We start from the raw sequence: 26,876 nt of genomic DNA on the forward strand, positions 1-26,876 counted from the left end.
GCGACGACGGTGTCAGTGAGGCGAGGGTGGCCGGCGTCAGCCGACCGCGCCCTCCATCTGGAGTTCGATCAGGCGGTTGAGCTCCAGCGCGTACTCCATCGGGAGCTCCTTGGCGATCGGCTCGATGAAGCCGCGCACGATCATCGCCATCGCCTCGTCCTCGCTCAGGCCCCGGCTCATCAGGTAGAAGAGCTGGTCCTCGCTGACCTTGGAGACGGTCGCCTCGTGCCCCATCGACACGTCGTCCTCGCGGATGTCGACGTACGGGTAGGTGTCGGAGCGGGAGATCGTGTCGACCAGGAGCGCGTCGCACTTGACCGTGCTCCTGCTGCTGGTCGAGCCCTCCAGCACCTGCACCAGACCGCGGTACGAGGTGCGGCCGCCGCCCCGGGCGATCGACTTCGACACGATGGTCGAGGAGGTGTGCGGCGCGGCGTGCACCATCTTGGCGCCGGCGTCCTGGTGCTGGCCCTCGCCGGCCATGGCCACCGAGAGCACCTCGCCCTTGGCGTGCTCGCCGGTCATGTAGACCGCCGGGTACTTCATGGTGACCTTGGAGCCGATGTTGCCGTCGACCCACTCCATGGTCGCGCCCTCGTGGCACACGGCGCGCTTGGTGACCAGGTTGTAGACGTTGTTCGACCAGTTCTGGATGGTCGTGTACCGGCACCGGGCGTTCTTCTTGACGATGATCTCCACGACGGCGCTGTGCAGCGAGTCGGAGGAGTAGATGGGCGCGGTGCAACCCTCGACGTAGTGCACGTACGCGCCCTCGTCGACGATGATCAGCGTCCGCTCGAACTGGCCCATGTTCTCCGTGTTGATCCGGAAGTAGGCCTGCAGCGGGATGTCCACGTGCACGCCCTTCGGCACGTAGATGAACGAGCCACCGGACCAGACGGAGGTGTTCAGCGCGGCGAACTTGTTGTCGCCGACCGGGATGACCGTGCCGAAGTACTCCTTGAACAGGTCCTCGTGCTCCTTGAGCGCGGTGTCCGTGTCCAGGAAGACGACACCCTGCTCCTCCAGGTCCTCACGGATCTGGTGGTAGACCACCTCGGACTCGTACTGCGCCGCGACACCGGCGACCAGGCGCTGCTTCTCCGCCTCCGGGATGCCGAGCTTGTCGTAGGTGTTCTTGATGTCCTCGGGCAGGTCCTCCCAGGAGGTGGCCTGCTTCTCGGTGGACCGCACGAAGTACTTGATGTTGTCGAAGTCGATCCCGGTGAGGTCGGCGCCCCAGTTCGGCATCGGCTTGCGGCCGAACAGCCGCAGGCCCTTGAGCCGCAGGTCGAGCATCCAGGCCGGCTCGTTCTTCTTGGCCGAGATGTCCCGCCCCACCGCCTCGCTGAGGCCGCGCTGGGCGGACGCCCCGGCGACGTCGGGGTCGGCCCAGCCGTACTCGTACCGGCCGAGGGCCGCGAGCTGCTCCTCCTGGGTCAGGGGCTGGACGATCTGCTCGGTCATCTATCTGTCCTCACAGTGGTGACGGTGGAACCGGACTGGGCGGGAATGTGCGTGGTGCACACGCCGTCGCCGTGCGCGATGGTGGCCAGGCGCTGTACGTGAGTGCCGACCAGACGGGAGATCACTTCGGTCTCGGCCTCGCACAGCTGAGGGAACTCGGCGGCCACGTGCGCCACCGGGCAGTGGTGCTGGCAGAGCTGGCCGCCGGAGGCGATCGTGGACGCGTTGGCAGCGTAACCCTCGGCGGTCAGCGCGCCGGCGAGCGCCTCCGCCCGCGCGAGCGGGGCGTCTCCGGCGTCCTCCATGGCCGACCGGCAGCGGGCCTCGAGCGCGGAGACCTGCTCGGCCGCGAACGCCGCGACCGCCTCGGTGCCGCCGGTGCGGGCGATCCACCGCAGCGCGGCGGTGGCCATGTTGTCGTAGTGGTGGGTGCCGCAGCGGCCGCGGCCCGCCTCGGTGAGCGCGAAGACCTTGGCCGGTCGCCCGCGCCCGCGGCTGCCGTGGACGGTCTGTTCGCGGGCGATCACGTCACCGTCGGCGAGCATCGCGTCGAGGTGCCGGCGGATCGCGGCCGGGCTCAGGCCGAGCGCCGAGCCGAGCTGCGCGGCGGTGGTCGGACCGCGCTCCAGCAGCAGCTGGGTGACCCGGTCGCGGGTCGACAGGTCGGCCGGTGCGGCCTCCCGCTCGCCGGGCGGTACGCCGCGACGTGCGCGCGAACCACCGGCGACCGGACCGGTCACCGGCGTTCGGGAGAGCGCCGCCGCGTTTTTCACAACGCCAACGTTACGTAATTCGCTGGGGGCCCGCAAACCCGGGGTCCGGTGATTCCGACCACCGGGGTGCCGGAGTCACCCGATCGGGATCAACTACGGTGCGTAGGATTCGCTTCGTGAAGCGATCCGTCCGGTTTCCGGTCTCCGCCACGCTGCTGCGCCGCCTCGCGCTCGCCTCGATCATCGCGAACGTCGCGATCGTGGTCACCGGCGGGGCCGTCCGGCTCACCGCCTCCGGCCTCGGCTGCCCCACCTGGCCCAGGTGCACCGACGACTCCTACACCACCACCGCCGAGATGGGCGTGCACGGGGTGATCGAGTTCGGCAACCGGCTGCTCACCTTCGCGGTCGGGATCATCGGGCTCGCCGTGGTGCTGGCCGTGCTGGCGCATCGTCCGCGCCGCCGCGGGACACTGCCGCTGGCCGTGGGCGTGCTGTTCGGCATCCCCGCCCAGGCGGTCCTCGGTGGCATCACGGTGCTCACCGACCTCAACCCGTGGGTGGTCGGGCTGCACTTCCTCGCCTCGATGGTGGTGATCGCGGCCGCGTACGCGCTCTGGCGGCGCATCAAGGACCCGGACGGGCCGGTGTCCCCGACCGTGCCGGCGCCGCTGCGTACCCTCGCCTGGATCACCACGGCGGTGAGCGCGTCGGTGCTGGTGGTCGGCACCTGGGTGACAGGCAGCGGACCGCACGCCGGCGACCACGGCGCGGCCCGCAACGGCCTGGACCCGGCGGCGATCTCCCAGGTGCACGCCGACGGCGTCTTCCTGCTGATCGGCCTGTCGGTGGCGCTGTACTTCGCGTTCCGGGCGGTCGGCGCGGCGCGGGCGGCCCGGGCCGCCGCGGTACTGATCGCGGTCGAGCTGGGCCAGGGCGTGATCGGCTTCGTCCAGTACTTCACCCACCTGCCCGCCGTGCTGGTCGGCGCACACATGCTCGGCTCCTGCCTGGTGCTGCTGGCCACGCTGGGCGTGCTCTTCGCGACCCGGGAACGGCTCCCGGCCACCCCGGAGGCCCCGGCCGCGCCCGCCGCGCAACGGGTGGGCGCCGCCGCCTGAGCGCGCGTTACCGCGCGGCGGGAGCGGGAAAGCGGCACGGGCCACCGCCCGTCCGCCCGAGGGGAGCTCCCGTGTCGCGCAAGAGCCTCGCCACCACCACCCCGCAACGGCTGACCCCGGTCGCCGGCGCGCCGCTGTGGTGCGACGCCCGCGAGTACGGCCTCACCGGCGACGGGGTCACCAACGACCAGCCCGCCCTGGCGGCGCTGGTGGACCGCCTCGGCGCCGGGTACGACGCCGACGGCCGGGCCCGGGTGATCTACTGCCCGCCCGGCCTCTACTCGATCCGCGACGCCGGCACCGTCTGGCGCAGCGGCGTCTCGCTGATCGGCGCCGGACCGGCGGCGACCCGCTTCCTGCTCAGCAACGAGGGCAACCGCAGCGAACCGGTCCCGCTCGCCTTCTGGACCACCGTGCAGCACGGCGCGGACCGGGACCGGCACATCGCCGACTGCTCGTTCGCCGACTTCGAGATCGACGGCTCCGGCGTGGCCCAGACGTCCTACGACTACCTGGCCAAGGGGCTGGGCCTGCAGTACGTGGTGCGCGGCGTGTTCCGCAACCTCTACATCCACCACACCGGGGCGACCGGTCTGGGCTGTGACTTCCTCCAGGACAGCCTGATCGACGGCGTGGTCGTGGTGGGATGCGGCCGGCTGGACAACGGCGACCAGATGGGCGGCGCGGGGATCGGCGTCGGCATCGGCGGCTGGGGCGACGTGGAGCGCCTCACCATCGCCAACTGCACCACCGTCGGCAACGGCACCAACGGCATCTTCCTGGAGTTGCAGAAGGACTACTGGACCCCGCCGCGCGGCATCCGGATCGTCAGCTGCCACAGCCAGGCCAACCGGTTCGGCATCTCCGACTGGGGCGCGGACGGGCTGATCGTCTCCGCCTGCACCATGACCAACAACCTGGAGGCCGGCTTCGACGTGTCGGGCAACGGCACCGCCGGCGTGGCCGGGCGCGGCGGCCTGGTCACCGGCTGCGTGATCGACTACAACGTCGGCGACGGCATCAGCATGGGCAACACCCCTGGCCCGTACGCGGTCCAGGCCAACCGGATCAGCCGCAACGGCGGTTTCGGCTACCACGAGCACGACCTGGGCCACGGCTACCGGGGCGCGGCGGCCGACGTGGTGATCCAGGACAACGACATCCGGGAGAACGCGCTGGACGGCATCCGGATCGACCGGCCGATGCTGGACACGTCGATCGTCGGGAACCGGATCCGGGACAACGGCCGCCGCTCCGCCCCGGCCTGCTCCGGCTCCGGCGAGGCGGTGCGGTACGGCCCGCGCGAGGTCACCGACGGCAACGCCGGCTGGCCGGCCGGCGGACACCGGGGCAAGGTGGTGCGGGTCGGCTCCCGCGACGCGGTGGTGTCCGACAACAGCGCCGACCGGCTCTCCCTGGCCGAGGTGCGCCCGGACGGCTCCACCGGCTGGAGCGCCGCCACGCCGGGGCCCGGCACGGCGTACGAGCTGCCGGACTCGCCACCGGCGTGCGGCGGCATCACGATCGCCGCGCCGTTCGACTCGGCCACCGTGCGCGGCAACCGGATCTGGCACCGGGACGCCGACACCCAGGCGTACGGCATCTGGGTCACCGAGGCGGGCAGCTGTGTCTCGTGCGCGTTCGAGGACAACGACCTGGCCGGCACCGAGGCCGCGCTGCGGCTGGACACGCCGCCGATCGGCGGCCGCTGGGCACGTAACCACAGCGACCGCGACTGAGCGCCCTGTCGCCGTCTCCGGCGGTCAGGCGGACGCCTCGGCGGCGAACGCCAGCGCGACGAGCGTCCCGTTGCTGACGGCGTGGGCGAGGATCGGCACCCAGAGGTTGCGGTGCCGGTGCAGCAGCCAGGCGAACAGCAGCCCGGCGAAGAGCGCGCTGACGGTGTTGAACACCCGGGGCAGGTGCACGACGGCGAAGAAGGCCGCCGACAGCACCACGGCGGCCACCGCGGGCAGCCGCGCGGCCAGCCCCTGGTAGAAGACACCCCGGTAGAGGATCTCCTCGTAGAGCGGGGAGACGACGGCGCCGAAGGCGAACGCGAAGGCGAACTGCGCGAGCAGGCTTCCGGCGGGGTAGCCGCCCTCACCGCCGCCACCCTCGACGAGCGCCGCGGGCAGCGCCACCACGAGCGCGAGGGTGAGTGCGGCCTTGGCCAGGCCCCAGCCGACCGCGGCACCCACCTGGCGGCGCGCGGGACGGACGAGTCGCAGCGGCCTGGCGATCTCGCCGAAGCGGTGGCGCACCACCGCGAGGCCGACGGCGAGCTGGGTGCCGTTGATCAGGGCCCAGGCGATGGTGGACGCCGCCGTCTCCGGCATGCCCAGCCGCTCCGGTCCCCGGGCCAGCAGGTCCGCGACCGCCGAGTTGGCCAGGCCGACACCGACGGCGAGCACGAGCGCCATGTCGAGGTAGCTGAACCGGCGGGTGTCGCGTGCGGGGTCGGTGAGGGGTGCGGTCATGCCGGGCAACGTTAGGCGGCCGACCTATATCGGTCAAATGACCGACCATCTATGATCACCTCGTGCCCAAGGTTGTGGACCACGAGGAGCGGCGGCGTCATCTCGGCGCGGCGGCGTGCGTCGTACTGGCGCGCGCGGGGTCGGCCGGGATGACGGTGCGCGCCGTCGCCGCCGAGGCCGGCATGCCGCTGGCGACCGCGCAGCACTACCTGCCGACCCGGGAACTGATGGTCCGGGCGGCCATGGACCACCTGGCCGGGCGCGTGGTGGCGCGGGCCCGGACGATCCCTGCCGACCCGGTCACTCCGGAGGTGATCCGGCAGGCGGTACGGCAACTCGTCCCGCTGGACGCCGAACGCGCCTTCGAGGCCCGCGTCTGGCTGGTCCTCACCGCCGAGGCGCTCGTCGACGAGCAGGTCGCGGCGATCCTGGCGGAGAGCGAGGCGCAGATGCGGGCCAACGTCGAGCGGCTGCTCACGCTCGGCCGGGCCACCGGCGGCATCGCCGGGCACGTGGACGCGCGGGCCGAGGCCGCCGCGCTGGCGACGCTGCTGGACGGCGTCACAGTACGGATCCTGACCACCGGACTGGACCCGGCGGACGCCCGCACGGAGATCGACGCGCACCTGGCCCGGCTCGCACCGGCCGGCGCTTAGCCAGCCGGGCTCCCCCGGCCCATCCGGGTCAGTGGCGGGCCAGGTGGGTGAGCACCGCGTCGGCGAGCCGGTCCGGCGCACCGTCGGCGTACCCGACGAACAGGCTCGGCTCGGTCAGCTCCAGCTCGACCAGCACGGGCGCGCCGTCCGGGCCGGGGATCAGGTCGACGCGGGCGTAGAGCAGGCGGTCCGGGCCGCCGGGCACTACCGCGAGCACCTTCTCGGCCACCGCGCGCTGCTCCGCCGTGGCGACGCGGGCGTCGATCCGCTCCTCCTTGTAGAGCGCGGCCTCGCCCAGGTCCGGCCCGGTCAGCATCGGACCCTTGCGGATCGCATGGCTGAACGCCAGGCCGCCGGGCCCGGCCAGGAACAGCAGCGCGGTCTCCCCGGCGGTGTCCACCGCGTCGAGGTACGGCTGGACCATGGTGACCCGCCCGGCGTCGGAGAGCCGCCGCACGTGGGCCGGCGCCAGCTCGCGATGCTCCGGGTCGGTCAGGTCGTAGCGGCCGGTGTCCTGGCTGCCGGCGCTGACCGCCGGCTTGATCACGTACTCACCGCCCGCCGGTGGCGTCCACTCCCGCCCGGGCTCGACCCACTCGGTCGGCACGGTGGGCACTCCGGCTGCGGCCAGCTCGGACAGGTAGCGCTTGTCGGTGTTCCAGGCGACCACGTCGGCCGGGTTGACCAGGGCCGGCACGGTACGCGCCCAGGCCACGAACTCGTCCCGCCGCAGGGCGTAGTCCCACGGGGAGCGGAGCACGACCAGGTCGTACCCGGACCAGTCGACTGCCGGGTCGTCCCAGACGGCGATCTCGGCGGTGACGCCGCGGGCGGCGAGCGGGCCGAGCGCGAGCCGGTCGTCCGGGTCGAGGTCGGGCAGTTCGGCGCAGGTGACGAAAGCGACCCGGGGTCTCCCCCGGGCCGACTGGTGGTGGTTGGTCATTCGGTATATGTCAACGGGCCATCGTGCGCCGGGCCATCGACCGCCACAGGTCGTTGCTCGGACGCATCTGGTCCATCAGTTCACGCTCCCAGGCGTTCTCGACGTCGACCCCGGCCTTGGCGCAGGCCTGCCGCGCGACGTCCGTGCCGTCGGCGAACTGGTCCGCCCATACCCCGTCGGAACCCACGAGGACGATCCGTGCGCCGCGCTTGCCGACGTACTCGATGACCGCCTTCGCGCCGCCGTGTCCGGCGGCGAACGACTTGATGCCCGCGACCAGGCCGTTGGGGGCCTGCTCGGCGGTCTTGTCAGCCGTCAGCGTCGTATCGGAACCATCTGCCATGACGCGAAGCCTAAGCAGAGTTCCACCCGGATGTGCGAGAACCATGAACTGAATGTGATGCCAATTACCCATCGGTTTAAGAAGAACCACAGGTAATTCGCCCGCACATGTCGCTTATATCTGGGCGAAGCGGACGGGCGGGATCGTCACAATCTGTCCGGGTTGAACACGTCCGGGGAAGAGCGAAAAAAGTTTCTGATGAACCGCCGGACGGGCGGGTCAGAGCAGCGCGTCGAGTGCGACCGCCGCGAAGAGGATCGTGAGGTACGTGGTGGACCAGTGGAACAGACGCATCGGCTTGACCGCCTCGCCGCGCGTCGCGCGCCGGCACAGCTTGTGCGCCTCGACGAGGAAGATCCCGCCGACCACGAGCGCGGTCACCCCGTAGATCGGGCTCATCCCGAGCGGCCACACCGCCAGCGAGGAGAGCACAGTCAGCCAGGAGAAGCCGATGATCTCCGCGTTCACCCGCCGGACCGAGGCCACCACCGGCAGCATCGGCACCCCGGCGCGGGCGTAGTCGGCCTTGTACTTGATGGCCAGCGCGTAGAAGTGCGGCATCTGCCAGAAGAAGACCACAGCGAACAGGCCCCACGCGGCCGGCGCCAGCGTGCCGGTGACAGCGGCCCAGCCGATCAGCACCGGCGCGGCGCCGCAGATGCCGCCCCAGAACGTGTTGGCGGCCGTGGTCCGCTTCAGCCACAGCGTGTAGACCAGGTCGTAGTAGGCGATCGCGGCCAGCGTCAGCACCGTCGCCAGCCAGTTCGTCGCCGCCGCCATCAGCGCCACCGACACGGCCGCCAGCACCAGGCCGAAGATCAGCGCGTTGCGCGGCGACACCGTGTGCGCGGGCAGCGGGCGGCGCTTGGTACGCCGCATGAGCTGGTCGATGTCGCGGTCGATGTAGCAGTTGATGACGCTCGCGGCGCCGGCCGCGAGCGACCCGCCGACCAGCACCACGGCGACCAGCCACAGCGACGGCATCCCGCCGTGGGCCAGCATCATCGCCGGCACGGTGGTGACCAGCAGCAGCTCGACGATCCGCGGCTTGGTCAGCGTCACGTACGCCGCCACCACGGCGCGTACGTCCCGCCGGCCGCTCGCCGGCGCCTCCGCCACCGCGCCCACCGGCGACTGCCCGGCAGGGTTGCTGACGGGGCGCTCGGTGATCATGCTCACGGATTGCCACCTTCCGGCATCGGCGGGGGAGGTCGTTCGGCCCGGACCGCTGCGGGTCCACACACCGCCCCACACACTACGCGGCGTCGTTTTCGCTGCCCCGTGGACCCGGCAACGGTGCGAGCCGTCACACCTGGGGTTGAACGACCGGACGGCCGCGATCCGTACAGAACAGCATGCTGAGATCCCCGGGCGGACGTTTAGCACCGCTCGATAGGGTCATCAGTGAGGGTTCCGCCCATCTGCCGAGGAGCACAACCATCGTGGCTGCCAACCGACCCGAGCTTCCCGCTCTCAACTGGTCCGACCTCGACCGCAGGGCCGTCGACACGGTCCGCGTGCTGGCCATGGACGCCGTGGAGAAATCCGGCAACGGCCACCCGGGGACGGCGATGAGCCTCGCCCCGGTGGCGTACCTGCTCTTCAACCGGGTCATGCGGCACAACCCCGCCGACCCGAACTGGGCCGGACGCGACCGGTTCGTGCTGTCGGCCGGGCACTCCAGCCTGACGCTCTACATCCAGCTCTTCCTCTCCGGCTACCCGCTGGCGCTGGACGACCTCAAGGCGCTGCGCCAGTGGGGCTCACTCACCCCGGGCCACCCGGAGCACGGCCACACCCCGGGCGTGGAGACCACCACCGGGCCGCTCGGCCAGGGCCTCGGCAACGCGGTCGGCATGGCGATGGCGGCCCGCCGCGAGCGCGGCCTGTTCGACCCCGAGCCGGACCGCGCCGACTCGCCGTTCCGGCACGACATCTGGTGCATCGCCTCCGACGGTGACATCGAGGAGGGCATCACCCACGAGGCCAGCGCGCTCGCCGGTCACCAGCAGCTCGGCAACCTCTGCGTGATCTACGACGACAACGAGATCTCGATCGAGGACGACACCCGCATCGCCAAGAGCGAGGACGTGGCGGCCCGCTACGAGGCGTACGGCTGGCACGTGCAGACCGTCGACTGGCGCCGCGGCGACGCCGACCAGGGCGACTACCACGAGGACGTGGAGGCGCTGTACCAGGCGCTGCTGGCCGCCAAGGCGGAGACCGGCCGGCCGTCGTTCATCGCGCTGCGCACGATCATCGGCTGGCCCGCGCCGAACAAGAAGAACACCGGCAAGATCCACGGCTCGGCGCTCGGCGCGGACGAGGTCAAGGCCACCAAGGAGATCCTCGGCTTCGACCCGCAGCGCACCTTCGAGGTCGACGAGGAGGTGCTCAAGCACGCCCGTCAGGTGCTGGAGCGCGGCGCGCAGGAGCAGGCCGAGTGGACCACCGGGTTCGACGCCTGGGCGCAGGCCAACCCGGAGCGCAAGGCGCTGTGGGACCGGATGGCCACCCGTACGCTGCCGACCGGCTGGACCGACGCGCTGCCGACCTTCCCGGCGGACGCCAAGGGCGTCGCCACCCGGGCCGCCTCCGGCAAGATCCTGGAGGCCCTGGCGCCGGTGCTGCCCGAGCTGTGGGGCGGCTCGGCCGACCTGGCCGAGAGCAACAACACCACGATGAAGGGCGAGCCGTCGTTCGTCCCGGCCGCGCACGCCACCAAGGACTTCCCGGGCGACGAGTACGGCCGCACGCTGCACTTCGGCATCCGCGAGCACGCCATGGGCTCGATCCTCAACGGCATCGCCCTGCACGGCGGCACCCGCCCGTACGGCGGCACGTTCCTGGTGTTCAGCGACTACATGCGCCCGGCGGTACGGCTGGCCGCGCTGATGAAGCTGCCGGTGACGTACGTCTGGACGCACGACTCGATCGGCCTCGGCGAGGACGGCCCGACGCACCAGCCGATCGAGCACCTGACCGCGCTGCGGGCCATCCCCGGCCTGGACGTGGTCCGCCCGGCCGACGCCAACGAGACGGTCTGGGCGTGGCGGCAGGCGCTGGAGCACACCGACCGGCCGACCGCGCTGGCGCTCAGCCGCCAGGCGCTGCCGACGTTCGACCGCACCGACCTGGCCGGCGCCGAGGGCGTCGCCAAGGGCGGGTACGTGCTGGCCGAGGCGTCGAACGGCAAGCCGCAGGTGATCCTCGTCGGCACCGGCTCGGAGGTGCAGCTCTGCCTCACCGCGCGGGAGCGGCTGGAGGCCGACGGCACCCCCACCCGGGTCGTCTCCATGCCCTGCCAGGAGTGGTTCTTCGCCCAGGACGAGGCGTACCGGGAGTCGGTGCTGCCTCGCGGGGTAAAGGCACGGGTGAGCGTGGAGGCGGGCATCGCGATGTCGTGGCGCGCGATCGTCGGCGACAGCGGCGAATGCGTGAGCATCGAGCACTACGGCGCCAGCGCGCCGCACACCGTGCTCTTCGAGCAGTTCGGGTTCACCCCCGACCGGATCGTGGCCGCCGCGCACGCGGCGCTGACCCGGGTGGGCGACATCACCGGTTTCACGACCGGCAACTGAGGGGAGCGTGGACGGCATGACGGACAGGCTGAAGGACCTCCAGGGCGCCGGTGTGGCGATCTGGCTCGACGATCTCTCCCGGGTACGGCTGACCTCCGGCGGGCTGGACAAGCTGCGCCGGGAGAGCCACGTGGCCGGAGTGACCACCAACCCGACGATCTTCGCCAAGGCGCTGAGCGACGCCGACGAGTACGACTGGCAGCTTCGTGACCTCGCCGTACGCGGCGTGGACGTCGAGGAGGCGGTCCGCATGCTCACCACGTACGACGTGCGGTGGGCCTGCGACGTGATGCGCCCGTCGTACGACGTCAGCGGCGGCGTGGACGGCCGGGTGTCGATCGAGGTGGACCCGCGCTCGGCGCACGACGCGGCGAAGACCGTCGCCGAGGCCAAGGCGCTGTGGTGGCTGGTCGACCGGCCGAACCTGTTCATCAAGATCCCGGCCACCGAGGAGGGCCTGCCCGCGATCACCGCGACCCTGGCCGAGGGCATCAGCGTCAACGTCACGCTGATCTTCGGCCTGGACCGGTACTCGCAGGTGATGGACGCCTTCCTGGCCGGCCTGGAGCAGGCGAAGGCCAACGGGCACGACCTGTCGAAGATCGGCTCGGTCGCCTCGTTCTTCGTCTCCCGGGTCGACACCGAGGTGGACAAGCGGCTGGAGAAGATCGGCTCGGACCAGGCCAAGGCGCTGCGCGGCAAGGCCGCGGTCGCCAACGCCCGGCTGGCGTACGAGCGCTACGGCGAGGTGTTCTCCTCGGCGCGCTGGCAGAAGCTGGCCGACGCGGGCGCCCACCCGCAGCGCCCGCTGTGGGCCTCCACCTCGACGAAGAACCCGGACTACCGGGACGTCATCTACGTCGAGGAGCTGATCGCGCCCGGCACCGTCAACACCATGCCGGAGCCGGTCATCCACGCCTACGCCGAGCACGGCGAGACGAAGGCGGACACCGTCACCGTCGCGTACGACGACGCCCGCCAGGTCTTCGACGACCTGCTGGCGGTGGGCGTGGATCTGTCCGACGTGATCGCCACGCTGGAGCGCGAGGGCGTGGAGAAGTTCGAGGCGAGCTGGGTGGAGCTGCTGGAGGGGGTCAAGAAGTCCCTCGCCGAGGCGGCCAAGGGCTCGGGCAGCCCGCACCGGGCCGCCGGGAAGAACGCGCAGGCGGCGCAGCAGGCCGGCGGCAACGCGTGACAGACGGCGTCCGACGCGTCCCGGGGCCCGGCCCCGGGACGCGTCGCGCCGTACCGTGGAAGCGGTGACACGGGTGAGGGGATGCCGTGAGCGCGAGGAGTGAGCCGGGGTTGCGAGCCCCGCAGTCGCGAACAGAGGCGGCACCGTGAGTGACCTGCTGGCCGGGCGGGCGGACATGGCCGCCGGTCTGGCCGTGCGCGGAGCCGACGCCCTCGGTGCGTCCACCCGCGCCACGCTCGTCTCCCACGACGTCCCGGCCCGGCTCGCCGCCGCCGACCCGGCCCTCTGGGGGCCCGCCGCCGAGTCGGCGGCCCTCGACCGGCTGGGCTGGCTGCACGCCCACCGGCGCAGCCGGGACCTGCTCCCCCAGCTCGCCGAACTGGCCGCCGAGCTGGGCGACCTGGACCACGTGGTGCTGGCCGGCGCCCGCGACGACACGCTCGCCGCGGAGGTGCTGGCCGAGTGCCTGGGCCGGCCGCTGACAGTGCTCGACACCGCCGACCCGGGACCGGTCCGGGCCGCGCTCGCCGACCGCCCGGCGCGTACCCTCCTGGTGCTCGCCGCCCGGCGCGGCCTCGACCGGACCACCGACGCCCACCTGCGGGTCTACCGGCGGGCGTGGGCCGACGAGGGCCCCGACGCCGCCCGGCACGTCGTGGTGGTCACCGAACCCGGCTCCGACCTCGCGGCGCGCGCCGACGAGCTGGGCGCGATGGTCATCCCGGCCGAGCCCGGCGTGGCCGGGCCGTGGGCCGCGCTCACCGCGTCCGGCCTGGTCGCGGCGGCGCTGGCCGGCGCGCCGGTGGCCGAGGTGCTGGACGAGGCGGAGGCGCTCACCGGCGCGCTGGACCGGGACCGGGACAACCCGGCCCTGGCGCTCGGCGCGGCCCTGGGCGCGGCGCCCGGCGCCGGCCGGGACACGATCGCGCTGGTCCCCGACGGCACCGGCCTCGGCGGCCTGGGCCGCTGGGCCGGCGCGCTGCTCGCCCGGGCCACCGGTGGACGGCTGCTGCCGGTGGTCGCGGAGTCCCCCGACTCCCCCGGCGCCACCGGGCCGGGCCTGCTCACAGTCGGTCTCGGCGGTGCCCTCGGCGCCGGTGTCGGGCCGGGCGTGGCCGCCGACGTCGCGGTAAACGGCCCGCTCGGCGCGCACCTGCTCACCTGGGCCTACGCCGCGGCGACCGCCGCGGTGACGCTGCGGACCGACCCGTTCGCCGCGCCGCCGGACCCGGTGGACGACGACGCGGCGCCGGAGAGCGGGCCGCCGTCGTCGGTCGAGGGCGCGATCGAGGTGTACGCCCCGAGCGGCGCACCGGCCGACCTGACCGGCGCGCTGCGCTGGCTGCTCGACGGGCTGGGCGAACGGGAGCACCTCGTGGTGACCGCGTACCTCGACCGGCTCGCCGACGCGTCGGTCGCCGGGCTGCGCCCGCTGCTGGCACGGGCCGCCGGCCGTCCGGTCACCTTCGGCTGGGGACCGCGCCGGCCGGAACACACCGACCCGCACGGCCGGCACCTCCAGATCACCGGTGCGGTCACCGATGATCTGGAAGTGCCCGGTCGTCCGTACACCTTCGCGCAGCTCCAGGCGGCCCAGGCCGCCGGCGACCGGCGGGCCCTGGCCGGCCGGGAGCGACCGGTGCTGCGCCTGCACCTGACCGAGCGGGCGGCGGGTGCCGCCCAGCTCCTGGAAACGGCCGGACGGACACGCACGTGACGATCAATGACCTGGAATCAGCGGACCGAGACGCAGGAGGAGGTGGCCCGGTGAACCCGCTGCGCGATCCGCAGGACCGGCGACTGCCCCGGATCCCCGAGCCGTGTGCCCTGGTGATCTTCGGGGTGACCGGCGACCTGGCCCGCAAGAAGCTGCTGCCGGCGGTCTACGACCTGGCCAACCGGGGGCTCCTGCCGCCCGGCTTCGTGGTCCTGGGCTTCGCCCGGCGGGACTGGGGCGACGGCGACTTCGAGTCGGTGGCGCACGACGCGGCCAAGAAGCACGCCCGCACCCCGTGGCGGGAGGAGGTGTGGGCCCGCCTCGCCGGCAACATCAAGTTCGTCGGCGGCTCGTTCGACGACGACGCGGCGTTCGACCAGCTCGCCGCCACACTCGACGAGCTGCGCGACTCGCACGGCATCGCCGGCAACGCGGCCTTCTACTTCTCCATCCCCCCGGCGGCCTTCCCGGTGGTGCTCAAGCAGCTCGCCCGCACCGGCATGGCCGACAACGCCAAGTCCGGCGGCTGGCGGCGCGTGGTGGTGGAGAAGCCGTTCGGCAACGACCTGCCGTCGGCGAAGGCCCTCAACGATCTGGTCGACGACGTCTTCACCAGCAAGGACGTGTTCCGGATCGACCACTACCTGGGCAAGGAGACGGTCCAGAACATCCTGGCGCTGCGGTTCGCGAACAACCTGTTCGAGCCGCTGTGGAACTCCAAGTACGTCGACTCGGTGCAGATCACCATGGCCGAGGACGTCGGCATCGGCACCCGCGCGGCCTTCTACGACTCCGTCGGCACCGCCCGCGACGTGCTCCAGAACCACCTGCTCCAGCTGCTCGCCCTGGTCGCGATGGAGGAGCCGACGAGCTTCGACGCCGACGAGATCCGGGCCGAGAAGCTCAAGGTACTCAAGGCGATCACCGTGCCGCGGGACGTCACCGAGGACACCGTGCGCGGCCAGTACCTGCCCGGCTGGGTGGGCGGCGAGCGCGCCAAGGGCTACCTGGAGGAGGAGGGCGTCCCGGACGGCTCCACCACCGAGACGTACGTGGCGGTGAAGCTGGGCATCCAGAACCGCCGCTGGGCCGGGGTGCCGTTCTACATCCGGGCCGGCAAGCGGCTGCCCCGGCGGGTCACCGAGGTGGCCATCATGTTCAAGAAGGCGCCGCATCTGCCGTTCGACGCCGCCGACATGGAGTCCCTCGGCCCCAACCAGCTCGTCATCCGGGTGCAGCCGGACGAGGGCGTGGTGCTGAAGTTCGGCTCCAAGGTGCCGGGCACCACGATGGAGGTCCGCGACATCGCGATGGACTTCCAGTACGGCGAGGCGTTCACCGAGTCCAGCCCCGAGGCGTACGAGCGGCTGGTGCTGGACGTGCTGATCGGCGACCGGACGCTGTTCCCGGACGCCGCCGAGGTGGAGCAGAGCTGGCAGGTCGTCGACCCGCTGGAGCACGCCTGGGCGGGCACGACCCCGGAGCCGTACCGGGCCGGTGAGTGGGGGCCCCGGGCCGCCGACGAGATGCTGGCCCGCGAGGGCCGGGCTTGGAGAAGAGCATGATCGGGCTGTGGGACACCACCGGCAACGAGGTGGTCAAGGCGCTGGCCGCGGAACGGCGCAGCGCGGGCGGGGTGGCCAGTGGCATGGCGCTCACGCTGATCGTGGTGGTGGACGAGAAGCGGGTACGCGAGGCCGAGGCGGCGGCCACCATCGCCGCCGCGGCGCACCCGTGCCGCCTGCTCGTGGTGGTCCGCTCCGACGTCGAGCGGGACCGCAACCGGCTGGACGCGGAGATCGTCGTGGGCGGCCGGCTCGGGCCGTGCGAGGCGGTGGTGACCCGGATGTACGGGCGACTCGCCCTGCACGCCGAGTCCGTGGTGATGCCGCTGCTGGTGCCGGACGTGCCGGTGGTGACGTGGTGGCACGGCGAGCCGCCGGAGGAGATCGCCACCGACTTCCTCGGTGTGGTCGCGGACCGGCGGATCACCGACTCGGCGCAGGCCGCCGACCCGATCGCCGCGCTGCGGCAGCGGGCGCACGACTACGCCCCGGGCGACACCGACCTGGCGTGGACCCGGATCACACCGTGGCGCACGCTCGTGGCGGGCGCGTTCGACACCACCCAGGCCCGGGTCACCGAGGCGAGCGTGGTCGCTCCCCCGTCGGACCCGACGGCGGCGCTGATGCGCGGCTGGCTCAACGCCCGGCTCGGCATCGACCCGATCCTGACCGCCACCGAGGAGTTCCCGCGGATGCGTCAGGTGCAGCTGCGCTGCGCCAACGGCGACGAGCTGACGCTCACCCGGGACGACAGCATCGCGGTGTTCCGGCGTACCGGGCAGGAGGACCGCACGCTGCCGCTGGTGCGCCGGCCGCTCGGCGACGAGCTGGCCGAGGAGCTGCGCCGCCTCGACGCCGACCAGGTGTACGCGGAGGCGCTCGGCGCTGCGGCCGGGATCACCGGGCTCGACCAGCGCCCCGCCCAGCGGGTGCACGTGTGGAAGGATCCGGCGACCGCCCAGCGGGCCGAGGCCGGCGTGACCGCGCACGCGGGCGCGACCGCGAACGAGTGACCGCCCGGACCGGGTGGTCGGAGGCACAGGTGACCGCCGGTGGGCGGTCGGAACACGAGGGCTCGACGGATGACTGAGGCGAGTGTCGCCGTACACGCCGACCCCGACCTGCTGGCGCAGGCGGTGGCGGCCCGGTTGGTGGTGAAGCTGCTCGACGCGCAGGCCGAGCGCGGCCAGGCGTCGGTGGTGCTGACCGGCGGGCGGATCGCCTCGGCGGTGTACCGGGCGGTCGGGCAGCTACCCGCCCGCGACGCCGTCGACTGGTCCCGGGTCGACGTGTGGTGGGGCGACGAGCGGTTCCTGCCCGCCGGCGACCCGGAGCGCAACGAGACGCAGGCGCGGGCGGCGCTGCTGGAGACGGTGCCGCTGGACCCGGCCCGGGTGCACCCGATGCCGGCGTCGGACGGCCCCGCGGGCGACGACCCGGAGGCGGCTGCCGCCGGGTACGCGCGGGAGCTGGCCGCCGCCGCCCGGCCCGGGAACGCGATCGTGCCGCACTTCGACGTGCTGATGCTCGGCGTCGGCGAGGACGGGCACGTGGCGTCGGTGTTCCCGGAGCACCCGGTGCACCACGACAACCGGCCGGTCAGCGCGGTACGGGGCAGCCCGAAGCCGCCGCCGGTGCGGACCACGCTGACCCTGCCGACGATCAACACGGCCGAGGAGGTCTGGCTGATCGCCGCCGGGGCGGACAAGGCCCGGGCGGTGGGCATGGCGCTGGCCGGGGCCGGGCCGGTGCAGCTTCCTGCCGCCGGGGTGCGGGGCGTCTCCCGTACCCTCTGGCTGCTCGACCGGGCCGCGGCGGCCAACGTGCCGCCCCGCCTGCGCAGCCTCCGCTGAGGTGTAAGGAAGGGCCCCTTCTTAACGTCTCCGGTAGAGAAGGGGCCCCTTCTTGACACCTCGGGTCAGGCGCGGCCGCGGCGCCGCCGCAGCGCGTCGAGGGCCTCGGCGAGCAGCGCCTCCCCCTCCTCCGGCGTGCGCCGCTCCTGCACGTACGCCAGGTGGGTCTTGTAGGGCTCGGCGCGCTGGCGGCCCGGCGGGTCGCCCGGGTCGGGGCCGGCCGGCTCGCCGCAGCGCGGGCACTCCCAGGTCGCGGGTGTCTCGGCCTCGGCGGCGATCAGGAACTCGACCCGGTGCCCGTGGCGGCACCAGTAGACGACCGGGCGGCGCGGCGCGGGCTCCACCCGCTGGTCGAACCGCTCGGGGGCGGACCCGATCCGGGTGCCGCGGATGACGTTGTTGCTGGGCACGGTTGCTCGCTCCCTGTCGTCGGAGGGGACCGCCGCCGGAGGGGGTGGGCGACGGGCGACGTGCGGAGAAACAAAACTGCGCGCGGTCCGTGACGGACCGCGCGCAGATTGTACGCTTCTCAGCGCCGACTCAGGTGCCGCTGGCCATCTGCAGCCGCAGCCAGAGTCCGAGCCCGACGATGCACGCGAACCAGACGATTCCCACCAGAACGGTGTAGCGGTCGAGGTTCTTCTCGGCCACCGACGAACCGGCCAGGCTGGAGCTGACGCCGCCGCCGAACATGCTCGACAACCCGCCGCCCTTACCGCGGTGCAGGAGGATCAGCAGGGTGAGCAGGACGCTCGTGATGACCAGCAACGTGATCATCGTGTAGGCGAACCAGATCGGCATGGCGGGGGTCAGTCCTCTCGTTGCGATCACTGCCCGGACCTGTCGGGCACTGCGGCACCGACCGGTGGACGGGCAGCGTCAAGGATAGCGAGCGATCAGCGGGTGATGTGCTCCGGGAACCGGCAGATCTGCGCGAACTCCTCCGCGTCCAGGCTGGCACCCCCGACCAGAGCCCCGTCCACGTCCGGCTGCGCCATGATCGCGGCGACGTTCGACGCCTTGACCGACCCGCCGTACAGGATCCGGACCTGCTCGGCGGTGCCCTCGTCGTAGGTCTCGGCGATGCGCTTACGCACCGCGCCGCAGACCTCCTGGGCGTCGTCCGGGGTCGCCGTCTTGCCGGTGCCGATCGCCCAGACCGGCTCGTACGCCACGACGACCTTGGTGACCTGCTCGGCGGTGAGCCCCTTCAGCGCGCCGTCGAGCTGGTCGCAGCAGTGCCGCACCTGACCCGACTGCTCCCGGACCTCCAGGCCCTCGCCGATGCAGAGGATCGGGGTGAGCCCGTTCGCCAGCGCCGCCGACACCTTCGCGTTGACCAGCGCGTCGTCCTCGTGGTGGTACTGCCGCCGCTCGGAGTGCCCGACCACCACGTAACCGCAGCCCAGCTTGGCGAGCATCGGACCGGCGATGTCACCGGTGTACGCGCCGGACGGGTGCGGCGACAGGTCCTGCGCGCCGTAGCCGATCAGCAGCTTGTCGCCGTCCACCGCGGTCTGCACGGTACGCAGATCGGTGAAGGGCGGCAGCACCACGCACTCGACGTCGGTGAGCTGCTTCTCGTTCAGGCTCGCGGCCAGCTTCTGCACCAGCAGGTTGGCCTCGAGGTGGTTCAGGTTCATCTTCCAGTTGCCGGCCATCAGCGGCCGGCGGGTCGTGCTCGCCATTCAGTTCTCCAGGGCCGCGATGCCGGGGAGGGTCTTGCCCTCCAGGTATTCCAGGGAGGCGCCACCACCGGTGGAGATGTGCCCGAACGAGGACTCGTCCAGGCCCAGCGCGCGCACCGCCGCGGCCGAGTCGCCGCCGCCGACCACGCTGAACGCGTCGGCCTTGGTGATCGCCTCGGCCACACCCCGGGTGCCGTTGGCGAACGCCGCCATCTCGAACACGCCCATCGGGCCGTTCCAGAAGACGGTCTTCGCCTGCGACAGCGCGGCGGCGAAACCGGCCACCGTCTCCGGGCCGATGTCCAGACCCAGCCGGTGGCTCGGGATGCCGTCGGCCGGCACGGTGTCGTGCGCGGCATCAGGCGCGAACGCGTCGGCCACCACCACGTCGACCGGGAGCATGATCTTGCCCGGCGCGCGCTCCATCAGGTTGCGGCAGGTCTCGACCATGTCCTTCTCCAGCAGCGACGTGCCCACCTCGTGGCCCTGGGCCTTGAGGAAGGTGAAGCACATCCCGCCGCCGATGAGCAGCCGGTCCACGGTCGGCAGCAGCGCCTCGATCACGGCGAGCTTGTCCGAGACCTTCGAGCCGCCCAGCACCACCACGTACGGCCGCTCCGGCTCGCCGGTGAGGCGGCTGAGCACCTCGACCTCGCGCAGCACCAGCCGGCCCGCGTAATGCGGCAGCCGGGCCGGTACGTCGTGCACGCTGGCGTGCTTGCGGTGCACCGCGCCGAACGCGTCGTCCACGTAGGCGTCGCCGAGCGCGGCGAGCTGGTCGGCGAACGCGCCCCGCTCCGCGTCGTCCTTGCTGGTCTCGCCCTTGTTGAAGCGCAGGTTCTCCAGCAGCGCGACCTGGCCGTCGGCCAGGTCGGCCACGGTGGACCGCGCCGAGTCGCCGACGGTGTCCTCGGCGAAGTGCACCGGGGCACCGAGCAGCTCACCGAGCCGCCCGGCGACCGGGCGGAGGCTGAACTGCGGGTCCGGCGCGCCCTTCGGGCGGCCCAGGTGCGAGCAGACGACCACCTTCGCGCCGGCCTGCACCAGCGCGCTCAGCGTCGGCAGGACGGCCCGGATCCGGCCGTCGTCGCTGATCTCCCCGGTCTGCTTGTCGAGCGGGACGTTCAGGTCGGCGCGCACCAGCACGCGCCGACCCGACACCCCCTCGGCGAGCAGGTCGTCGAGGTTACGGATCGTCACAGCGACTGACCCACCAGCTTGACCAGGTCCACCAGGCGGTTCGAGTAGCCCCACTCGTTGTCGTACCAGCCGACGACCTTGACCTGGTTGCCGATCACCTTGGTCAGCGGCGCGTCGAAGATGCACGACGCCGGGTCGGTCACGATGTCGGCGGAGACGATCGGGTCCTCGTTGTAGGTGAGGATGCCCCGCAGCGGGCCCTCGGCGGCGGCCTTGAGCGCGGCGTTCACCTCGTCCACAGTGGTCTCCCGGCCGACCTCGACGGTCAGGTCGGTGGCCGAGCCGGTCGGGATCGGCACGCGCAGCGCGTAGCCGTCCAGCTTGCCCTTGAGCTCCGGCAGCACCAGGCCGATCGCCTTCGCGGCGCCGGTCGAGGTCGGCACGATGTTGAGCGCGGCGGCCCGGGCCCGGCGCAGGTCCTTGTGCGGCGCGTCCTGCAGGTTCTGGTCCTGCGTGTACGCGTGGATGGTCGTCATCAGACCCTGCTTGATGCCGAACGTGTCCTGCAGGACCTTCGCCATCGGCGCGAGGCAGTTGGTGGTGCAGGAGGCGTTCGAGATGATGTTGTGCTTGGCCGGGTCGTACTGGTCCTGGTTGACGCCCATGACCACGGTGACGTCCTCGTTCTTCGCCGGCGCGGAGATGATGACCTTCTTGGCCCCGCCGTCGAGGTGCGCCTTCGCCTTGGTGCCGTCGGTGAAGAAGCCGGTGGACTCGATGACCACGTCGGCGCCGACCTCGCCCCACGGCAGCTTCGCCGGGTCCTTCTCGGCGTACGCCTTGATGGTCTTGCCGCCCACGGTGATCTCGTCGGCGGTGGCCTTCACCTCGTGCGGGAGGCGGCCCAGGATGCTGTCGTACTTGACAAGGTGGGCGAGCGTCGCGTTGTCGGTCAGGTCGTTGACCGCCACGACCTCGATGTCAGCGCCGGACGCCAGCACTGCCCGGAAGAAGTTGCGGCCGATCCGGCCGAAGCCGTTGATGCCAACCCGGATGGTCACAGGTCCCATCTCCTCGCGTTCTGGTCCGCCGGCGCCAGACCCGGGCCGGCGGAGGTGTGTGCGCCGACCGTTGGAGCCGGCCGTCGACATGTCATCTCGGCCACCCCGCCGCGGTCCCGGAGACCTGACCGCCCGAGGCGGTGAGCACGGCGAGGAGCGCCTGTTCCGGCCCCCTTGCCGTACGCAGCGACCATATCCGAGCGCGCGGCGTCGCGCTGCGGCGGGTGGTGATCCCGCTCGCGTTGCACTGCCGCCCGAGTCCTATCAGACCACGAGCATGTCCGGCGTGACTGCCGCTTCCGTATCCGGGATGCCCAGGTCACGGGCACGCTTGTCGGCCAGCGCGAGCAGCCGGCGGATCCGGCCGGCGATGGCGTCCTTGGTCAGCGGCGGCTCGGCGAGCGCGCCCAGTTCCTCCAGCGAGGCCTGACGGTGCTCCAGGCGCAGCCGCCCGGCCGAGGTCAGGTGGTTCGGCGCGTCGTCGGCGAGGATCTCCAGCGCGCGGGTCACGCGGGCGGCGGCGGCCACCGCGGCACGGGCGGAACGGCGCAGGTTGGCGTCGTCGAAGTTGGCCAGCCGGTTCGCGGTGGCGCGCACCTCCCGGCGTACCCTCCGCTCCTCCCAGGCCAGCACGCTGGAGTGCGCCCCTATGCGGGTGAGCAGCGCGGCGATCGCGTCACCGTCCTTGACCACCACCCGGTCCACGCCGCGCACCTCGCGGTTCTTCGCGGTGATGCCGATCCGGCGGGCGGCGCCGACCAGCGCCAGCGCCGACTCCGGTCCCGGGCAGGTGATCTCCAGCGCGCTGGAGCGGCCCGGCTCGGTGAGCGAGCCGTGCGCCATGAACGCGCCCCGCCACGCCGACACGGCACAGCAGACGTTCGCGGCCACCACGTGCGGCGGCAGGCCGCGCACCGGGCGGCCCCGCACGTCGAGCAGGCCGGTCTGCCGGGCGAGCGCCTCGCCGTCCTTGACCACCCGCACGATGAAGTGGCTGCCCTTGCGCAGCCCGCCGGAGGCGAGCACGTGGATCTCGCTCGGGTAGCCGTAGACCTCGGCGATCTCCCGCCGCAGCCGGCGCGCGACCGCGCCGGTGTCCAGCTCCGCCTCGACCACCACGCGGCCCGACACGATGTGCAGGCCGCCGGCGAAACGCAGCAGGGCGGCCATCTCCGCCCGCCGACAGCAGGGCTTGGGCACGTCGACCCGACTCAGCTCGTCCTTGACCGCAGCCGTCATCGCCATAGTGCGCCCCCTCACGGACCGGTTCCGGCGTGTCGCCGGTGATTACGTACGTGTCTAACGATCGGCGCGCAGGACAGGCACCAGCGCGGCGCCCAGGGCGGCTGGATCATGACGGGGCGTGCCGTCCAGGACGGCGACGGGAGCGAGGACCAGCCGGGCACCCAGCGATTCTGCCGCACGTTCGACCGCTGCGGGATCACCCACCGCCGTGGAGTCGGCGAGCACCCGGTCCACCTTCAGCTCGGGCAGATAGCGCCGCAGGGTGTCCAGATGGTCGGGCAGGGAGAGCCCCGAGGTCTCCTTCTCGGCCACCAGGTTGAGCGTCACCAGCCGCCGCGCCGGGCTGGACACGATCGCGTCCGCAAGCCCCGGCACCAGCAGGTGCGGCAGCACGCTCGTGTACCAGCTACCAGGCCCGAAGATCAGCCAGTCCGCGGCGCGTACCGCCGTCACCGCCTCGGCGCACGCGGCCGGCGCGGACGGGCTGAGCCGCAACGACTCGACGGTGCCCGGGGTGACCGCGACCTGGTGCTGGCCGCGCACCGTGGACACCTCGTCCGGGTGCTCCGGGTCGGCGCCGCGGACCCGGGCCTCGATGCCCACCGGCTGGCGGGACATCGGCAGCACCCGCCCCACCGCGCCGAGCATCGCCCCGGCGTGGTCGAGCGCCGCCACCGGGTCGCCGAGCAGCTCGGTGAGCCCGTGCAGCAGCAGGTTGCCGACCGCGTGGCCGGCGAGCGAGTCGCCCACCGCCACAGGTACCGGCGCGGCGATCGTCGGCGCGGGCGGCACGGCGGCGGCGAAGCGGTGCTGGAACAGCGCCGCGCTGCGGCGGGTGGCCGGGTGGTCACCCGCCAGCGCGACGAGCGCCTGCCGCAGGTCGCCCGGCGGCAGGCCGCCGCGCTCGGCGCGCAGACGGCCGCTGGAGCCGCCGTCGTCACCGACGGTGACCACCGCGGTGATGTCCAGGTCCAGTTCGGGTACGCAGTGACGCAGCGCCCGCAGCGACGCCGAGAGCCCGTGCCCGCCGCCGAAGGCGACCACCCTGGTCGGGGTCACTCCCGCCCCAGGTCCCGGTGCTGGGCGTTCGCGGCGATGCCGGAGTGGCGCAGCCGGGAGGCCAGCTCCTCGGCGATGGCCACGCTGCGGTGCTTGCCGCCGGTGCAGCCGACCGCCACTGTGAGGTAGCGCTTGCCCTCCCGCTCGAACCCGGCGGTGGTGGCGTTGACCAGGTCGGCGTAGCCGGCCACGAACGCGTCGGCACCCTCCTGGCCCAGCACGTACGCGCTGACCGCCTCCTCGCGGCCGGTGTGCTCGCGCAGCTCCGGCACCCAGTACGGGTTCGGCAGGAACCGGGCGTCCATCACGAAGTCGGCGTCCGGCGGCAGGCCGTACTTGAAGCCGAACGAGATCACGGTGATCCGCAGCCGGCGGGCGTCCTCACCGCCGAACAGCTCCTCGACCCGGCGACGCAGCTGGTTCACGTTCAGGTGGCTGGTGTCGATGATCACGTCGGCCTGCTCGCGGGCCTCCTCCAGCAGCGTCCGCTCGACCGCGATGCCGTCGGCCAGCCGCCCGTCGCCCTGCAACGGGTGCGAGCGGCGCACGCTCTCGAACCGGCGGATCAGCACCTCGTCGTCGGCGTCGACGAAGACCACCCGGGGCTGGAAGCCGCGCTCGCGCAGCTCGCGGATCGCCCCGGCCAGGTCGGTGGAGAACGCGCGCGAGCGCACGTCCAGCACCATCGCCGTACGCCGGGCCGCGCCGCCGGCCTTGAACGCCAGCTCGGCCATGTCCAGCAGCAGCGCCTGCGGCAGGTTGTCGACCACGTAGTAGCCGACGTTCTCCAGCGCCCGCGCCACAGTGCTGCGCCCGCCGCCGGACAGGCCGGTCACCACCACCAGGGAGGTGTCCGACTCGGCCGGCGCCGTCTCCCCCTCGGTCCGCCCCAGGTCACCCGCTGTACGCGCCTCGCTCACCCGCTACCCCCAGCCGTGGCGCCGCGGCCGGTCGGCCGCGCATGGTCAATCAGCGACTCTAACGGCTGCGACCCGGCCCGGGATTCCACGGGGTGACCACCGGAACATGTCGCCGCCCCCGGAACGGCTCGCCGGACGGGCGCTGTCGGGGGACGCTCGTAGACTGCGCGGATGGTCTCCCCCACCGACGAGCGGACCACCTCCGCAGCGGCCGGCTCCCCACCGACCGGCGACGCGCTCGACGTGTTGCGGCGGGTCTTCGGGTACGACGCCTTCCGCGGCTTCCAGCAGGAGGTCGTCGAACACGTGGTGACAGGCGGCGACGCGCTGGTGCTGATGCCCACCGGTGGCGGCAAGTCGCTGTGCTACCAGATCCCCGCGCTGGTCCGCGACGGCGTGGCGGTGGTCGTCTCGCCGCTCATCGCGCTCATGCAGGACCAGGTCGACGCGCTCACGGCGGTCGGCGTCCGGGCCGGGTTCCTCAACTCGACCCAGGATCCCGCGCAGCGGCGCCGGGTCGAGGCGGCCTACCTCGCCGGTGAGCTGGACCTGCTCTACCTCGCCCCGGAAGGGCTCGCCGTGCGGTCCACGCTCGGCCTGCTGGAACGCGGCCGGATCGCGCTGTTCGCGATCGACGAGGCGCACTGCGTCTCGCAGTGGGGGCACGACTTCCGCCCCGACTACCTCAACCTGTCGATGCTGCACGAGCGCTGGCCGGACGTACCGCGGATCGCGCTGACCGCCACCGCGACCCGGGCCACGCGCACCGAGATCGCCACCCGGCTGCGGCTCACCGAGGCCCGGCACTTCGTCGCCAGCTTCGACCGGCCCAACATCCAGTACCGCATCGTCCCCAAACGGGAACCGCGCAAGCAGTTGCTCAGCCTGCTGCGCGACGAGCACCCCGGCGACGCCGGCATCGTCTACTGCCTGTCCCGGGCCTCGGTGGAGAAGACCGCCGACTTCCTGGTCGCCAACGGCATCCCCGCGCTGCCGTACCACGCCGGGCTGGACGCCTCGACCCGCGCCGCCAACCAGCAGCGCTTCCTGCGCGAGGACGGCCTGGTCATGGTCGCCACCATCGCGTTCGGCATGGGCATCGACAAGCCCGACGTACGCTTCGTCGCCCACCTCGACCTGCCGAAGTCGGTGGAGGGCTACTACCAGGAGACCGGCCGCGCCGGGCGTGACGGGCTGCCGTCCACGGCCTGGCTGGCGTACGGGCTCCAGGACGTGGTCCAGCAACGCAAGATGATCGAGACGTCCGAGGGCGACCTGGCGCACCGGCGCAACCTCGCCGCCCACCTGGACGCCATGCTGGCGCTCTGCGAGACGGTCCGCTGCCGCCGCGCCCAGCTGCTCGAATACTTCGGCGAGACCGGCGTGGCCGACTGCGGCAACTGCGACACCTGCCTCGAACCGCCGGAGTCCTGGGACGGCACCGTCGCCGCGCAGAAGCTGCTGTCCACCGTCTACCGGCTCGACCGCGAGCGCAACCAGCGGTTCGGCGCCGGGCACAGCATCGACATCCTGCTCGGCAAGCACACCGACAAGATCGACCAGCACGGCCACGACGCGCTCAGCACGTTCGGCATCGGCACCGAGCTGCGCGAGGCGGAGTGGCGTGGCGTGGTGCGGCAACTGCTCGCCGAGGGCCTGCTCGCGGTCGAGGGCGACTACGGCACGCTGGCGCTGACCGAGGCCAGCGCGGACGTGCTCGGCCGCCGCCGTACCGTGACGCTGCGCAAGGAGCCCGAGCGCCCGGCGGGCCGGTCCGCCAAGCCGCGGGGCGCGGCCACTGTGGTCGCCGACCTCGCCCCCGCCGCCGCGCCCGTCTTCGAGCGGCTCCGCGCGTGGCGCGCGGCCACCGCCAAGGAACAGGGCGTCCCGGCGTACGTCATCTTCCACGACGCGACCCTGCGGCAGATCGCCGCCGAGCCGCCCGCCTCCCTCGCCGAGCTGTCCCGATTCAACGGGGTCGGCGAGAACAAGCTCGCCAAGTACGGCGAGGCGATCCTGGCCGTCCTCGCCGAGTCCTGAAGCAGGCGCGCGGAAGGGCCCGGCCCCTCGTGGTTGGGGGTCGGGCCCTTCCGGTGTGCGTGCTGTCGCTATTGCTCTGCAGCCATATG

The 26,876-nt window shown here is 72.6% G+C and carries 24 protein-coding genes; 10 read left to right on the forward strand and 14 right to left on the reverse strand.

The annotated features are described in order from the left end of the window. Positions 1 to 36: 36 nt before the first annotated feature. Together sufB and OC439_RS17930 are read right to left on the reverse strand one after the other, a co-directional pair. Entirely contained in the window at positions 37 to 1,467 is a 1,431-nt protein-coding gene (gene sufB / locus OC439_RS17925) for a Fe-S cluster assembly protein SufB (RefSeq protein ID WP_262014414.1), read from the reverse strand. Then, positions 1,464 to 2,240 carry a helix-turn-helix transcriptional regulator gene (locus tag OC439_RS17930; protein WP_262014415.1) on the reverse strand — a complete coding sequence of 259 codons (777 nt, stop codon included), beginning with the start codon at positions 2,238 to 2,240 and terminating at the stop codon, positions 1,464 to 1,466. The genes sufB and OC439_RS17930 overlap by 4 nt, the downstream gene beginning before the upstream one ends. A 98-nt stretch (positions 2,241 to 2,338) precedes the next feature. Between OC439_RS17930 and OC439_RS17935 the strand changes: the two genes are divergently transcribed. Then, entirely contained in the window at positions 2,339 to 3,301 is a 963-nt protein-coding gene (locus OC439_RS17935; RefSeq protein WP_262014416.1) for a COX15/CtaA family protein, read from the forward strand. A gap of 71 nt (positions 3,302 to 3,372) precedes the next feature. Further along, complete coding sequence (locus OC439_RS17940) at positions 3,373 to 5,040, forward strand: right-handed parallel beta-helix repeat-containing protein (protein ID WP_262014417.1); 1,668 nt, start codon at positions 3,373 to 3,375, stop codon at positions 5,038 to 5,040. A gap of 24 nt (positions 5,041 to 5,064) precedes the next feature. On the opposite strand, the gene OC439_RS17945 is transcribed toward OC439_RS17940, so the two are convergent. Then, positions 5,065 to 5,781, reverse strand: coding sequence for a CPBP family intramembrane glutamic endopeptidase (locus OC439_RS17945; RefSeq protein ID WP_262014418.1), 717 nt, complete (start codon positions 5,779 to 5,781; stop codon positions 5,065 to 5,067). A 62-nt stretch (positions 5,782 to 5,843) separates the two neighbouring features. On the opposite strand from OC439_RS17945, the gene OC439_RS17950 reads away from it, so the two are divergent. Then, entirely contained in the window at positions 5,844 to 6,437 is a 594-nt protein-coding gene (locus OC439_RS17950; RefSeq protein ID WP_194803169.1) for a TetR/AcrR family transcriptional regulator, read from the forward strand. Positions 6,438 to 6,465: 28 nt separating this feature from the next. Here OC439_RS17950 and OC439_RS17955 read toward each other — a convergent pair whose 3' ends face one another. The 3 genes from OC439_RS17955 to OC439_RS17965 all read right to left on the reverse strand — a co-directional run bounded on the left by OC439_RS17955 (position 6,466) and on the right by OC439_RS17965 (position 8,902). Continuing rightward, the gene (locus OC439_RS17955) at positions 6,466 to 7,380 is read right to left on the reverse strand and encodes a RimK family alpha-L-glutamate ligase (RefSeq protein WP_262014419.1); all 915 of its coding nucleotides are present in this window, start codon (positions 7,378 to 7,380) and stop codon (positions 6,466 to 6,468) included. A 10-nt stretch (positions 7,381 to 7,390) separates the two neighbouring features. Then, positions 7,391 to 7,723: a hypothetical protein gene (locus OC439_RS17960; protein ID WP_013287454.1), complete on the reverse strand. Its 333-nt coding sequence runs from the start codon at positions 7,721 to 7,723 to the stop codon at positions 7,391 to 7,393. Between the two features lie 219 nt (positions 7,724 to 7,942). Continuing rightward, positions 7,943 to 8,902 (reverse strand): heme o synthase, encoded by a 960-nt coding sequence (locus OC439_RS17965; RefSeq protein WP_262014420.1) that lies wholly within the window; start codon positions 8,900 to 8,902, stop codon positions 7,943 to 7,945. 263 nt (positions 8,903 to 9,165) lie between these two features. On the opposite strand from OC439_RS17965, the gene tkt reads away from it, so the two are divergent. The 6 genes from tkt to pgl all read left to right on the forward strand — a co-directional run bounded on the left by tkt (position 9,166) and on the right by pgl (position 17,634). After that, entirely contained in the window at positions 9,166 to 11,304 is a 2,139-nt protein-coding gene (tkt, locus tag OC439_RS17970) for a transketolase (protein ID WP_262014421.1), read from the forward strand. A 16-nt stretch (positions 11,305 to 11,320) separates the two neighbouring features. Further along, positions 11,321 to 12,499 (forward strand): transaldolase, encoded by a 1,179-nt coding sequence (tal, locus tag OC439_RS17975; protein ID WP_194803173.1) that lies wholly within the window; start codon positions 11,321 to 11,323, stop codon positions 12,497 to 12,499. 145 nt (positions 12,500 to 12,644) lie between these two features. After that, positions 12,645 to 14,216: a glucose-6-phosphate isomerase gene (locus tag OC439_RS17980; protein WP_262014422.1), complete on the forward strand. Its 1,572-nt coding sequence runs from the start codon at positions 12,645 to 12,647 to the stop codon at positions 14,214 to 14,216. Positions 14,217 to 14,266: 50 nt separating this feature from the next. Continuing rightward, positions 14,267 to 15,781: a glucose-6-phosphate dehydrogenase gene (zwf, locus tag OC439_RS17985; RefSeq protein WP_262014423.1), complete on the forward strand. Its 1,515-nt coding sequence runs from the start codon at positions 14,267 to 14,269 to the stop codon at positions 15,779 to 15,781. Beyond that, positions 15,778 to 16,794, forward strand: a complete 1,017-nt coding sequence (locus OC439_RS17990) for a glucose-6-phosphate dehydrogenase assembly protein OpcA (protein WP_194803176.1) — start codon at positions 15,778 to 15,780, stop codon at positions 16,792 to 16,794. The genes zwf and OC439_RS17990 overlap by 4 nt, the downstream gene beginning before the upstream one ends. A 69-nt stretch (positions 16,795 to 16,863) precedes the next feature. Then, positions 16,864 to 17,634, forward strand: coding sequence for a 6-phosphogluconolactonase (gene pgl / locus OC439_RS17995; protein WP_262014424.1), 771 nt, complete (start codon positions 16,864 to 16,866; stop codon positions 17,632 to 17,634). 65 nt (positions 17,635 to 17,699) lie between these two features. On the opposite strand, the gene OC439_RS18000 is transcribed toward pgl, so the two are convergent. The 8 genes from OC439_RS18000 to rapZ all read right to left on the reverse strand — a co-directional run bounded on the left by OC439_RS18000 (position 17,700) and on the right by rapZ (position 24,720). Beyond that, on the reverse strand, positions 17,700 to 18,044 hold the full coding sequence (locus OC439_RS18000; protein ID WP_018788218.1) for an RNA polymerase-binding protein RbpA: 345 nt from the start codon (positions 18,042 to 18,044) through the stop codon (positions 17,700 to 17,702). Positions 18,045 to 18,174: 130 nt separating this feature from the next. Continuing rightward, on the reverse strand, positions 18,175 to 18,435 hold the full coding sequence (gene secG / locus OC439_RS18005; protein ID WP_091420428.1) for a preprotein translocase subunit SecG: 261 nt from the start codon (positions 18,433 to 18,435) through the stop codon (positions 18,175 to 18,177). 95 nt (positions 18,436 to 18,530) lie between these two features. After that, complete coding sequence (gene tpiA / locus OC439_RS18010) at positions 18,531 to 19,322, reverse strand: triose-phosphate isomerase (RefSeq protein WP_135241179.1); 792 nt, start codon at positions 19,320 to 19,322, stop codon at positions 18,531 to 18,533. After that, positions 19,323 to 20,522, reverse strand: a complete 1,200-nt coding sequence (locus OC439_RS18015) for a phosphoglycerate kinase (protein ID WP_262014425.1) — start codon at positions 20,520 to 20,522, stop codon at positions 19,323 to 19,325. After that, positions 20,519 to 21,523, reverse strand: a complete 1,005-nt coding sequence (gene gap, locus OC439_RS18020) for a type I glyceraldehyde-3-phosphate dehydrogenase (RefSeq protein ID WP_013287466.1) — start codon at positions 21,521 to 21,523, stop codon at positions 20,519 to 20,521. The genes OC439_RS18015 and gap overlap by 4 nt, the downstream gene beginning before the upstream one ends. A gap of 264 nt (positions 21,524 to 21,787) precedes the next feature. After that, positions 21,788 to 22,768, reverse strand: a complete 981-nt coding sequence (gene whiA / locus OC439_RS18025; protein ID WP_018788213.1) for a DNA-binding protein WhiA — start codon at positions 22,766 to 22,768, stop codon at positions 21,788 to 21,790. Positions 22,769 to 22,822: 54 nt separating this feature from the next. Continuing rightward, positions 22,823 to 23,827 carry a uridine diphosphate-N-acetylglucosamine-binding protein YvcK gene (gene yvcK, locus OC439_RS18030; RefSeq protein WP_135241181.1) on the reverse strand — a complete coding sequence of 335 codons (1,005 nt, stop codon included), beginning with the start codon at positions 23,825 to 23,827 and terminating at the stop codon, positions 22,823 to 22,825. Beyond that, positions 23,824 to 24,720, reverse strand: a complete 897-nt coding sequence (gene rapZ / locus OC439_RS18035; RefSeq protein ID WP_135244018.1) for an RNase adapter RapZ — start codon at positions 24,718 to 24,720, stop codon at positions 23,824 to 23,826. Before rapZ ends, yvcK begins: the two co-directional genes overlap by 4 nt. A gap of 198 nt (positions 24,721 to 24,918) precedes the next feature. Between rapZ and recQ the strand changes: the two genes are divergently transcribed. Continuing rightward, positions 24,919 to 26,787 (forward strand): DNA helicase RecQ, encoded by a 1,869-nt coding sequence (recQ, locus tag OC439_RS18040; RefSeq protein ID WP_262014427.1) that lies wholly within the window; start codon positions 24,919 to 24,921, stop codon positions 26,785 to 26,787. Positions 26,788 to 26,876: the final 89 nt, after the last annotated feature.

Source organism: Micromonospora sp. Mcm103 (assembly GCF_024519755.1).
In the GTDB taxonomy this organism is placed as follows: Bacteria; Actinomycetota; Actinomycetes; order Mycobacteriales; family Micromonosporaceae; genus Micromonospora; species Micromonospora aurantiaca.

Bases quoted from the DNA above. Each gene is read 5' to 3' on its own strand.
- sufB (WP_262014414.1), bottom strand. From the start codon at position 1,467: ATGACCGAGCAGATCGTCCAGCCCCTGACCCAGGAGGAGCAGCTCGCG.
- OC439_RS17945 (WP_262014418.1), bottom strand. From the start codon at position 5,781: ATGACCGCACCCCTCACCGACCCCGCACGCGACACCCGCCGGTTCAGC.
- OC439_RS17955 (WP_262014419.1), bottom strand. From the start codon at position 7,380: ATGACCAACCACCACCAGTCGGCCCGGGGGAGACCCCGGGTCGCTTTC.
- OC439_RS17960 (WP_013287454.1), bottom strand. From the start codon at position 7,723: ATGGCAGATGGTTCCGATACGACGCTGACGGCTGACAAGACCGCCGAG.
- tal (WP_194803173.1), top strand. From the start codon at position 11,321: ATGACGGACAGGCTGAAGGACCTCCAGGGCGCCGGTGTGGCGATCTGG.
- OC439_RS17990 (WP_194803176.1), top strand. From the start codon at position 15,778: ATGATCGGGCTGTGGGACACCACCGGCAACGAGGTGGTCAAGGCGCTG.
- pgl (WP_262014424.1), top strand. From the start codon at position 16,864: ATGACTGAGGCGAGTGTCGCCGTACACGCCGACCCCGACCTGCTGGCG.
- secG (WP_091420428.1), bottom strand. From the start codon at position 18,435: ATGCCGATCTGGTTCGCCTACACGATGATCACGTTGCTGGTCATCACG.
- tpiA (WP_135241179.1), bottom strand. From the start codon at position 19,322: ATGGCGAGCACGACCCGCCGGCCGCTGATGGCCGGCAACTGGAAGATG.
- whiA (WP_018788213.1), bottom strand. From the start codon at position 22,768: ATGGCGATGACGGCTGCGGTCAAGGACGAGCTGAGTCGGGTCGACGTG.
- recQ (WP_262014427.1), top strand. From the start codon at position 24,919: ATGGTCTCCCCCACCGACGAGCGGACCACCTCCGCAGCGGCCGGCTCC.